Source organism: Achromobacter sp. DMS1 (assembly GCF_001270295.1).
The window spans coordinates 31,168-42,205 of sequence record NZ_LHSJ01000013.1; the positions used below are offsets into that span (position 1 = coordinate 31,168).

8 protein-coding genes and 2 pseudogenes are annotated in these 11,038 nt (G+C 67.1%); 6 read left to right on the top strand and 4 right to left on the bottom strand.

Features of this window, described 5'->3' with window-relative positions; translation table 11 throughout:
* Nucleotides 1-10: 10 nt before the first annotated feature.
* Both ftsH and AD428_RS02975 read right to left on the bottom strand, forming a co-directional pair.
* The gene (gene ftsH / locus AD428_RS02970; protein ID WP_053244125.1) at nt 11-1,897 is read right to left on the bottom strand and encodes an ATP-dependent zinc metalloprotease FtsH; all 1,887 of its coding nucleotides are present in this window, start codon (nt 1,895-1,897) and stop codon (nt 11-13) included.
* 224 nt (nt 1,898-2,121) lie between these two features.
* A complete protein-coding gene (locus AD428_RS02975) occupies nt 2,122-2,754 on the bottom strand; it encodes an RlmE family RNA methyltransferase (RefSeq protein ID WP_053244126.1) in 633 nt (210 codons plus the stop codon).
* An 18-nt stretch (nt 2,755-2,772) separates the two neighbouring features.
* Here AD428_RS02975 and AD428_RS02980 point away from each other — a divergent pair.
* A pseudogene (locus AD428_RS02980) lies at nt 2,773-3,374 on the top strand (YhbY family RNA-binding protein).
* Between the two features lie 159 nt (nt 3,375-3,533).
* Here AD428_RS02980 and greA read toward each other — a convergent pair.
* Together greA and AD428_RS02990 are read right to left on the bottom strand one after the other, a co-directional pair.
* Entirely contained in the window at nt 3,534-4,010 is a 477-nt protein-coding gene (greA, locus tag AD428_RS02985; RefSeq protein WP_053244127.1) for a transcription elongation factor GreA, read from the bottom strand.
* 369 nt (nt 4,011-4,379) lie between these two features.
* A complete protein-coding gene (locus tag AD428_RS02990) occupies nt 4,380-5,690 on the bottom strand; it encodes a solute carrier family 23 protein (RefSeq protein ID WP_053244128.1) in 1,311 nt (436 codons plus the stop codon).
* Between the two features lie 141 nt (nt 5,691-5,831).
* Here AD428_RS02990 and AD428_RS02995 point away from each other — a divergent pair, with 141 nt between their 5' ends.
* The 5 genes and pseudogenes from AD428_RS02995 to AD428_RS03015 form a co-directional block, all read left to right on the top strand.
* Nucleotides 5,832-6,284 carry a FlxA-like family protein gene (locus AD428_RS02995; protein WP_053244129.1) on the top strand — a complete coding sequence of 151 codons (453 nt, stop codon included), beginning with the start codon at nt 5,832-5,834 and terminating at the stop codon, nt 6,282-6,284.
* Nucleotides 6,285-6,377: 93 nt separating this feature from the next.
* Nucleotides 6,378-7,700, top strand: coding sequence for an ABC transporter substrate-binding protein (locus AD428_RS03000; RefSeq protein ID WP_053244130.1), 1,323 nt, complete (start codon nt 6,378-6,380; stop codon nt 7,698-7,700).
* A gap of 78 nt (nt 7,701-7,778) precedes the next feature.
* Entirely contained in the window at nt 7,779-9,491 is a 1,713-nt protein-coding gene (locus tag AD428_RS03005) for an ABC transporter permease (protein ID WP_053244131.1), read from the top strand.
* Nucleotides 9,488-10,572: pseudogene (locus AD428_RS03010) on the top strand (ABC transporter ATP-binding protein). Before AD428_RS03005 ends, AD428_RS03010 begins: the two are co-directional and overlap by 4 nt.
* Before the next feature lie 13 nt (nt 10,573-10,585).
* Nucleotides 10,586-11,038: LysR family transcriptional regulator (locus tag AD428_RS03015; protein ID WP_152967969.1), on the top strand; the 453-nt coding region annotated here is incomplete at its 3' end.

Here is an 11,038-nt window from a genome sequence, read left to right on the forward strand (position 1 = left end):
ACGGCGGGCCTCAGACGGCGGCGGCCGTGTTGCCGCCGGCAGCCAGCCCGGTGGGCGGCGTATCGGACGTGTCGGATGGGCCTTGCGGCGTCTTGGGAGGACGCGGCGGACGGCCGGCGATGATGTCGTCGATCTGGTCGGCGTCGATGGTTTCCCATTCGAGCAGCGCGGCGGTCATGGCCTCGACCTTGTCTCGGTTGTCTTCCAGGATCTTGCGCGCCACGGCGTACTGCTCGTCGATGATGCGGCGGATCTCGGAGTCCACCTTCTGCATGGTGGCTTCGGACACGTGCGTGGTCTTGGTGACGCTGCGTCCCAGGAACACCTCGCCTTCGTTCTCGGCGTACACCATGGGGCCCAGCTCGTCGGTCATGCCATAGCGCGTGACGATGTCGCGCGCGATGGACGTGGCCCGCTCGAAGTCGTTGGAGGCGCCGGTGGTCATCTGGTTCATGAAGATTTCTTCGGCGATGCGTCCGCCAAAGAGCACGGCGATGGTCGACAGCAGGCGGGTCTTGTCCATGCTGTAGCGGTCCGTCTCGGGCAGCTGCATGGTCACGCCCAGCGCGCGGCCGCGCGGGATGATGGTGACCTTGTGCACCGGGTCGGTCTTGGGCAGCATGCGCGCCACGATGGCGTGGCCGGACTCGTGGTAGGCGGTGTTCTTGCGCTCTTCCTCGGGCATCACGATGGAGCGGCGTTCCGCGCCCATGATGATCTTGTCCTTGGCCTTCTCGAAGTCGGACATGTCGACGGTGCGGCCATTGCGGCGTGCGGCGAACAGCGCCGCCTCGTTCACGAGGTTGGCCAGGTCGGCGCCGGAGAAGCCGGGCGTGCCGCGGGCCAGGATGGTGGCGTCCACGTTGGGCGACAGCGGCACTTTGCGCATGTGCACCTTGAGGATCTGCTCGCGGCCGCGGATGTCGGGCAGCGGCACCACGACCTGGCGGTCGAAGCGGCCCGGGCGCAGCAGCGCCGGGTCGAGTACGTCGGGGCGGTTGGTGGCGGCGATGACGATGACGCCCTGGCCGGACTCGAAGCCGTCCATCTCGACCAGCATCTGGTTCAGGGTCTGTTCGCGCTCGTCGTTGCCGCCGCCCAGGCCGGCGCCACGCTGGCGGCCGACCGCGTCGATTTCATCGATGAAGATGATGCAGGGCGCGTGCTTCTTGGCGTTCTCGAACATGTCGCGCACGCGGGCCGCGCCCACGCCCACGAACATTTCCACGAAATCGGAGCCGGAAATGCTGAAGAACGGCACTTTGGCCTCGCCGGCGATGGCCTTGGCCAGCAGCGTCTTGCCGGTGCCGGGCGAGCCCACCATCAGCACGCCGCGCGGAATGCGGCCGCCGAGCTTCTGGAACTTGCTGGGGTCGCGCAGAAAATCGACCAGTTCCTGCACGTCTTCCTTGGCTTCGTCGCAGCCGGCGACGTCGGCGAAGGTGACCTGGTTGGTGTTCTCGTCGAGCATGCGGGCGCGCGACTTGCCGAAGCTGAATGCGCCGCCCCGGCCGCCCCCCTGCATCTGCCTCATGAAGAATACCCATACCCCGATCAACAGCAGCATCGGGAACCAGGAAACGAAGATGCTCATGAGCAGCGACTGCTCTTCGCGAGGCTTGCCGGACACCTGCACGCCATACTTGAGCAGATCGGAAACCATCCACAGGTCGCCAGGCGAGGTCAGGGTGTACGGACGGCCGGCATCGGGGGTGACATACAGCACGTCGCCCTGCACGTCCACCTTGCGGATGCGGCCAGCCTTGGCGTCATCCATGAACTGGGTGTACGTGACGCCGTCCTGCGTCTGGGTGCGTCCGTCGAACTGCTTGAAGACGGTGAACAGCACCAGGGCTATCACCATCCAGACAGCGACTTTGGAAAAAGAGTTGTTCAAGGTCGATCTCCTGCTTTCGATTCCGACCGGCGACCGCCACCCGCGTATGGCACAGTCACAAGTATGTCAATGACCCATTCTACCCTGTCAGACCAAATTGCGTCCCGGCAGCTTGGGCGTCTGTAAGTTACTTCTGATTCTCGGTTTTTCCAGTCTGTGGTCTCGCAAGCCGGCGCAGCGCCGGAAGGGATCGGGCGCCGAGGGCGCTGCGCTCCCGGCGGACACTATTTCAGATCGCGCGCCACCAGGAAGGTTTCCGAGGATTTGTCCCGCGAGGCCTTCGGCTTGCGCTCGACCACCCGCTTGAAGCGCTGCTTGTAGGACTGCACGATCTGCGAAAAGCCGCTGCCGTGGAAGGCCTTGACGATCAGCGCCCCGTTGGGCTTGAGGTGGGCGCACGCGAATTCCAGGGCCAGCTCGCAAACGTGCTGGATGCGCGCGGAGTCGGCGGAGCCCACTCCGGACAGATTGGGGGCCATGTCCGAAATTACAAGGTCTACCGCCTGCGCCCCGACCCGTTCTTCTAGTTGTTTCAAAATGTCATCTTCGCGGAAGTCGCCCTGGATGAATTCGACGCCCGCCACGGGCTCCATGGGCAGGATGTCCAGGGCGATGATGCGCCCGTCCACCACTCCGCCGGGGCCGGCCAGCCGCTCGCGCGCCACCTGCGACCAGCTGCCCGGCGCGGACCCCAGGTCCACCACCAGGTCGCCGCGACGCATGAGCTTTTCGGCGTCCAGGATCTCGATCAGCTTGAAGGCCGCGCGGGCCCGGTAGCCCTTCTGTTGCGCGAGCTTCACATAGGGGTCGTTGATGTGCTGGTGAATCCAGTCTTTGGAGAATTTCTTTTTGGCCATTACCGTACAATTCCACGCATGCCTATATTAGAACTCACCTCTCGTGAGCGCAGCGACCTGCGGTCGGCCGCTCACGCCTTGCGCCCCGTCGTCCTGATCGGCGACAACGGCCTGACCGAAGCGGTCATGAAAGAAATCGACCGCGCCCTCGCCTCGCACGGCCTGATCAAGGTCCGCGCGGGCGGCGAAGACCGCGAGGCGCGCGAGGCCATGCTGTCCTCGATCTGCGACGCGCTGTCCTGCGCGCCGGTGCATCACCTGGGCAAGACGCTCATTCTCTTCCGCCCTCTGCCGGGCAACCTGGCCTCGGCCAGCCTGGCCGGCGGCGAGCCCGAGCGCCCGGCCAAGCGGCGCGCCTCCGAGCCGCACACCCCCAAGAAGATGGCCGCCGAGGGCAAGACCCTGTCCAAGCGCCCTCGCCGCGCCGAGCCGCGCGACGCCGCCGAGCCCCGCGGCGCGCGTACCCCCGCAGCGCCCTCAACAAGGCCGGCAAGCCCATGCGCCCCAGCACCCGCAAGGTTGCCGGCAGCGCGCACGGCATTCCGCGCCGCACCGGAAGCGCGCTCAGCCTGCGCGCCGGCGCCCGCAGCGGCACCAGCCGCCGTTCCATCAAGAAGTAATCGTCACACGCCAGCGCCCCGCCCGGGCGCCAGGCACAAAAACGGGCGCTTTACGCGCCCGGCCCACCATGCGGTCCGCGGTTGCTCTGGGACGGCTTGCCGTCGAAACCCGGCTCCGGCGATGGTGTTTTGCTTGCTGTTACTGCGGATGGCGCGGCTTCAGATGTAGCGCACGCTCAGGACTTCATACTCGCGCACGCCGGCCGGGGCCTTGACCTCGACGACGTCGCCTTCGCTCTTGCCGATCAGCGCGCGGGCCACGGGGCTCGACACGGAGATCAGGTTCGACTTGATGTCGGCTTCCACGTCGCCCACGATCTGGTAGGTGACGCGGTCGCCCGAATCGAGGTCTTCGATGTCGACGGTGGCGCCGAACACGGCGCGGCCGTCGGCGTCCAGGGCCGCGGGGTCGATCAGATGCGCGTTGGAAAGCGTGCCTTCGAGTTCAGCGATGCGTCCCTCGATAAACGCCTGGCGTTCGCGAGCGGCGTCGTATTCGGCGTTTTCCGACAGATCGCCCTGGGCACGGGCTTCGGCGATGGCGTTGATAACGGCAGGACGTTCCACGGTTTTCAGCCGCTGGAGCTCTTCTTTCAAGCGCTCGGCCCCGCGCACGGTCAAAGGTATGGCAGACATGTCGTTTCCCAAACAAAAGTAGAAAACGCCCCCTAGGGAGCGTTCCCGGTGAAGGTCGCCGTGGACGCCCTGCCGGCCGCGCGAGGCGGAGGCGTGAGCAACCGGACGGAAGATCGGGGCGGGCTGTGCCGAACCCGATGGGGTCCGACAGGCCCGCTCTGATCGCCCGCCGGAATCTCGCGGCGCAAACTGCGACCAAAACAAAACCCCGGCTCGGGTCGGAACCGGGGCAATCAAGTGCCTATTGTGGGCAAACTCGGCGGGAATTGCAAGCCGCCGGAGAAAACGTCGTTTTCGGCGCATTTCCCGGCGGTAAACCGCGAAAACACGCCGTTTCGCAACAGCGGGGCGGCCAGGCCCCGGCCGCGGCTAGCGCCGCCGGCGCAGCAGGGCGTACAGGATGATGGCTCCGAAGGTGGCCGTGCCGATGCCGCCCAGCGTGAAACTGCCCAGTTTGACGGTGAAGTCGCCCGCGCCCAGCACCAGGGTGACGGCCGCCACGATGAGATTGCGGTTGTCGCTGAAATCGACCTGGTTCACCACCCAGATGCGGGCGCCGGCCACGGCGATGAGGCCGAAGACCACCACCGACATGCCGCCCAGCACCGGCTGGGGAATGGTCTGGATGAGCGCCCCGAACTTGGGCGAAAAGCCCAGCGCGACGGCGATCAGCGCGGCCACCACGAAGACCAGCGTGGAATAGATGCGGGTGACGGCCATGACGCCGATGTTCTCGGCGTAGGTGGTGACGCCGGTGCCGCCCACCGCGCCCGAGACCATGGTGGCCACGCCGTCGCCCACGAAGGCGCGGCCCAGGTAGCGGTCGAGGTCCTGGCCGGTCATGGCGCTGACCGCCTTCACGTGGCCCAGGTTCTCGGCCACCAGGATGATGGCCACGGGCACGATCAGGCCCATGGCCTCGGCCTTGAACACCGGGGCCGCGAATTGCGGCAGGCCGAACCAGGCCGCCGAAGCCACGCCGGAGAAGTCCATGGGCTGGCCCAGGCCCAGGCCGTTGGCGCAGGCGGCGTAGATCACGCAGGCCAGCACCAGGCCCACCAGGATGAGCAGGCGCTGCAGCATGCCCCGGGTGTAGACGGCGATGCCGCCCACGCACAGCACGGTGACCACGGCCATGGCGGTGTCGAAGCCGGATTTGCCCATGGCGCTCTTGGCGGCGATGGGCGCGAGGTTCAGGCCGATGACGGCGACCACGGCGCCGGTCACCACCGGCGGCATCAGGGTTTCGATCCATTGCGCGCCCCCGCCCGCCCGGGCGTTGACGAACCACACGACCGCGCCGATCAGCGTGTAGGCCAGGCCGCAGGCGATGATGGCGCCCAGCGCCACGCCGATGTTGGGGTTGGCTCCGCTGCCGGCGTAGCCGGTGACCGCGATCACGCCGCCGATGAAGGCAAAGCTCGACCCCAGGTAGCTGGGCACGCGCCCGCCCACGAAGAGGAAGAAGATCAGCGTGCCGATGCCCGACATCAGGATGGCGACGTTGGGATCGAAACCCATGAGCAGGGGCGCCAGCACCGTGGAGCCGAACATGGCGACCACGTGCTGCGCGCCCATGGCGATGTTCTTGGGCCAGCTCAGCCTTTCGTCGGGCGCGATGATGACGCCGGGCTCGGCGTCGTCGGCCAGGCGCCAGCGCGGGAAATAGGAATTGGACATGGATTCCCCAGGAGGAATGCGTTGAATGGGCGGGCGCAAGTGTAATGGGTGTAATGGCGGCCGGGAAGGCGCGGCAACGCTTAAGTTCCCGCCGGACCCGCCGTATTCTGGGATGTAACGAATTCGCCTCAGGGAGCCATCTTGGCCATCGATTCCATCAGCGGCAATGCCCGGACCGCCCTCTACGACCTCTGGGCCCAGAAGATCCAGGCCGAGAAAGACGCTAAGCGCGGCAGCCAGGACGAGGGCGGTTCCCAGGAAACGGTCGCGGTTTCCGCAACGGGCGCCCTGCGGGTGAACGCCAAGGGCGCGGGCGGCGGCCCGAGCGTGGGCGGCGCGCAGGAAACCTCCTCCAGCGACAACGAAGACGAATACACGCGCCAGATCAAGGAGTTGCAGCGCCAGCTCAAGCGCATCCAGCAGCAGATCGCCAAGGTGCAGTCCAGCGGGCTGCCGGCCGAGCAGAAGGCGCAGCAGATCCAGGCGCTGAATGCGCAGGCCGTCCAGATCATGGGCCAGATCCAGAAGATCATGGCCATGCAGGCCAAGGCCGCGGCGGCCGCCGCCGGCGGCGGAATCTCGGCCACGGCCTAGCCCGGTGATGGCCCGTATCAAAATTTGTGATTGGACGGCCTGGCAATAGGCCGTTACCGTCTCCGGACAATTCAAACACTACGGAGACAAACCATGCTTGCGATGCGCACTGCCCTTGCGGGGGCGCTGCTGGCGGCCTGCGCGCCCGCCCTGGCCGGCACCGTCACGGTCATTACCTCCTTCCCCAAGGATCTCACCCAGGCCTACAAGACGGCCTTCGAGAAGACCAACCCCGACATCAAGCTGGAAATCCTCAACAAGAACACGGTGTCGGGAATCGCCTACGTGCGCGAGACGCCGGCGGGCCAGCGGCCGGAAGTGTTCTGGGCCAGCGCGCCCGACGCCTTCGAAGTGCTGGGCCGCGACAAGCTGCTGGCCAACGCTTCCAGCCTGGCCAACAAGGACGTGCCCGACAAGATCGGCAGCTATCCCGTCAACGACCCCGGCGGCATGTACCTGGGGCAGGCGCTGGCGGGCTACGGCATCATGTACAACACGCGCTACATCAAGGCGCACAAGCTGCCCGCCCCCCGGCAATGGAAAGACCTGCTGGCACCCGAATGGTTCGGCCACGTGGGCACCACCTCGCCGTCGCGCTCGGGCACCATGCACCTCACGGTGGAAACCATCCTGCAGGGCGAGGGCTGGGACGAGGGCTGGCGCACGCTGCTGCGCATGTCGGGCAACGCCAGCGCCATCACGGAGCGCTCTTTCGGCGTGCCCGACGGCGTGAACAACGGCCAGTTCGGCGCGGGGCCGGTGATCGACTTCTTCGGCCTGTCGAGCAAGTATTCCAAGTTTCCCGTCGATTTCGTGTACCCCGAGGAAACCGCCATCGTGCCGGCCAACATCGCCCTGATCGACGGCGCGAAGAACACCGAGGAAGGCAAGAAGTTCATCGCGTTCACGCTCAGCAAGGCCGGCCAGGAGCTGCTGCTGGAGCCCAGGATCTCGCGCCTGCCCGTGCTGCCGTATTCGCAATTGGCCGGCAAGATTCCGGAAGGCTATCCCGATCCGTCCGAGATCGCCAGGCGCAGCAAGGTGCATTTCGACGCCGAGCTCTCGCAGTCGCGCTATTACGTGGTGCAGTCGCTCTATGACCAGACCGTCACGTTCCGCCTGAAAGAGCTGCAGACGGCCACCAAGGCCATCTACGACGCCGAGGCCAGGCTCGGCGAAAAGGCCCGCTCCGGCAAGGCCGCCGAGCTGCTCGAGCGCGCGCGCAAGCTGGCCTGGACCCCGCTGATCGACGGCAAGCAGGCCGCCGACCCGCAGTTCCTCGCGATCTTCGGCGGCAATAAGAAAGACGCTGCCGTGAACCAGAAGATCACGCAGCTCGAAGGCGAATGGAACGGCAAGGCCAAGGCCAACTACGAGGAAGCCGCCAGGCTCGCCCGCGAGGCCATGTCGCTGTAGGCCGCACCCCGCCGCGCGGGGCCCGCGGCCGGTCCGCCGCGCCCCGCGCTTTTCCTGACACGCATTACGGGAATCTCGATGAATCATTCGGGCTATTCGCGCCTGTCCGCCGGCCCCGTGCTGACGGCGCTGCTGGTGTTCGGCTTTCTGCTGCTGTTCCTGGCGGTGCCGGTCGGCACCGTGTTCTACAGCGCTTTCGTCAACGCGGACGGCAGCCTGACCACGGGCCATTTCGGCGCCTTCTTCAACCAGCCCCTGATGCGCGAAGCGTTCTTCAACAGCCTGTACGTGGCGGGCTGGTCGGCGCTGCTGGCCTCGCTCATCGCCGTGCCGCTGGCATACTTCACCGTGCGCTTCGACTTCCGCGGCGCGCTGCTGATCCAGACCCTGGGCGTGCTGCCGCTCATCATGCCGCCCTTCGTGGGCGCGGTGGCCATGCAGCTCCTGTTCGGCCGCTCGGGCAGCGTGAACCTGCTGCTGGACGACGGGTTCGGCATCACCGTGCCTTTCATGGAAGGGCTCAACGGCGTCATCTTCGTCGAAGCGCTGCACTATTTCCCGTTCATCCTCATGAACCTGGTGGTGGCGCTGCGCAACATCGACGGCTCCATGGAGGAAGCGGCCTTCAACCTGGGCTCGCGCGGCTTCCGGCTGTTCTACCGCGTCATCTTCCCGCTCGCGCTGCCCGGCTACATCGCCGGCGCCTCGCTGGTGTTCGTGAAAGTGTTCGACGACCTGGGCACGCCGCTGGTGCTGGGCATCACCAACATGCTGGCGCCGCAGGCCTACCTGCGCATCACCCAGGTCGGGCTGGAAGATCCGCTGGGCTATGTGATCAGCGTCATCATGATCGGTTTTTCGATCCTGGCGCTCTGGCTGTCGGCCCGGGTGCTCAAGGGACGCGACTATTCCACGCTGCAAAAGGGCGGCAATTCCATCCAGAAGCGCCGCCTGCGGCCCGTCGAAAGCGTGCTGGCCTATGCCTGGATCATCCTGGTGCTGCTGCTGGTGCTCTCGCCCCACCTGGGCGTGCTGCTGCTTTCGCTGGCCAGCGTCTGGAGCTACGCGCCGCTGCCCGACGGCTACACGCTGGCCCACTACGCGGCGGTGTTTTCCGAATCACGCGGCATGATCGCCAACACGCTGCTCTACTGCGGCCTGGCGGCCGGCCTGGACGTGGCGCTGGGCACGGCCATCGCCTACCTGATGCTGCGCACCCGCCTGCCCGCGCGCCAATGGCTGGACTTCATGGCCTCGGCGGCGCTGGCGATTCCCGGCATCGTGCTGGCCATCGGCTACCTGCGCACCTTCCGCGGCGTGGAACTGCCGGGCGCCGGCACGCTGCTGACCTCGTCGTGGATCATCATCATGCTCGCCTATTCCGTGCGGCGCCTGCCCTACGCGCTGCGTTCCTGCGTGGCCGCGCTGCAGCAGATCAACGTGTCGCTCGAAGAAGCCGCGCAATCGGTGGGCGCCACGCGCCTGTCCACCATCCGGCGCGTGGTGGTGCCGCTGATGGCGGGCGGCATGCTGGCGGGGTTCGTCACCAGCTTCGTCACGGCGGCCGTGGAGCTGTCGGCCACCATCATGCTGGTTACCCGGGATAGCCAGGCTCCCATGAGCTATGGCATTTATCTGTACATGCAGAGCGCGGCCGGCCGCGGCCCCGGCGCCGCGCTGGGCGTGCTGGCCGTGGCCGCGGTGGCCGTCGGCACCTACGTATCGCACCTGCTGGTGGAGCGCGCGCAGGCGCGCCAGCGCCCAGCCCGCAACGAAGAGGAAAGCGCATGAAGAAGGTCAGCGTCGAGTGCCGGAATATCCGGCTGTCCTATGGCAAGACGGAAGTGCTCAAGGACGTGAACATCAGCATCGAGCCGGGAGAGTTCTTCGCCCTGCTGGGGCCGTCCGGATCGGGCAAGTCCACCCTGCTGCGCCTGATCGCGGGCTTCAACCGGCACACGCACGGCCAACTGCTGGTCGACGGCAAGGACATCAGCGGCACGCCGCCCTGGAACCGCAACATCGGCATGGTGTTCCAGAACTATGCGCTCTGGCCGCACATGACGGTCTGGGACAACGTGGCGTTCGGACTGGTCGAGCGGCGCCTGCCGCGCAACGAGATCCGCAGCCGTGTCGAGGCCGCGCTCGAACTGGTGGGGCTGGGCCAGTACGGCAAGCGCCGCCCCAACCAGTTGTCGGGCGGGCAGCAGCAGCGCGTGGCGCTGGCGCGCACCATCGTGATCGAGCCGCAGGTGCTGCTGCTGGACGAGCCGCTGTCGAACCTGGACAAGAAGCTGCGCGTGCAGATGCGCCAGGACCTGCTCAGCCTGCAGCGCCGCCTGGGCATCACCACCATTTTCGTCACGCACGACCAGGAAGAAGCCATGACCACCGCCGACCGCATGGCGGTGCTGGACCACGGCGTGGTGCAGCAGATCGGCACGCCCAGCACCCTGTTCGACTATCCTGTCAACCGCTTCGTGGCCAATTTCGTGGGCACCATGAACGTGCTGGAAGGCGACGTGCGCGAGCGCCGCAGCAGCAGCCTGGTGCTGGCCGTGGACGGCGTGGGCGACCTGCACCTGCCGCTGACCGGCGAAGCGCCGGCCGCGCGCGCCTGGCCGCGAGCTTCCGGCCGCACACCGTGCAGATCGAAATGGCCGACGGGCTGGGCGACGCGCGCTACGTGTGGCTGCCCGGCGTGGTGGCCAGCAGCGAGTTCCTGGGCGAGTTCACGCGCTACCAGGTGCAGGTGGGCGAGCAGCGGCTCACGGCCGACCAGTCGCATCTGGCCGGTCTGTCGCCCTTCCCCGTGGGCGCGCCGGTATCGGTCGGACTGGAGCCGACCCAGGTGCGCCTGCTGGCGGCCTGAGCCGCGCGGGCCGATGGAAATCTACCAGATCCGCGCCTTCGTCACGGTCGCGCGCGTAGGCAGCCTGACCAAGGCTGCCGAGGCGCTTTCGCTGACGCAGCCCGCGGTGACGGCGCAGATCAAGGCGCTGGAGCAAAGCCTGGGGGTGGCGCTGTTCGACCGCAGCGGCGGCCGGCTCACGCTGGCCAAGGCGGGCGAGATCCTGCTGCCCACCGCCGAATCGCTGCTGGTGCTGGGCGCGCAGTTCAAGGCCGAGGCGCAGCAGCTCCAAGGCAGCCTGCAGGGCCAGATCGAACTGGGCATGCCGAGCGAACAGCCGGATTTTCTCCGGCTGGGCGAGCTGGCGGCGGCGGTCACGCAGCGGCTGCCGCTCATCGAACTCAAGACCCAGACCCTGCCCGCCGCCACGCTGGCCGAACAGGTCAGCACCGGCCGCCTGCCGGCCGCGCTCACCATTGCCGCGCAT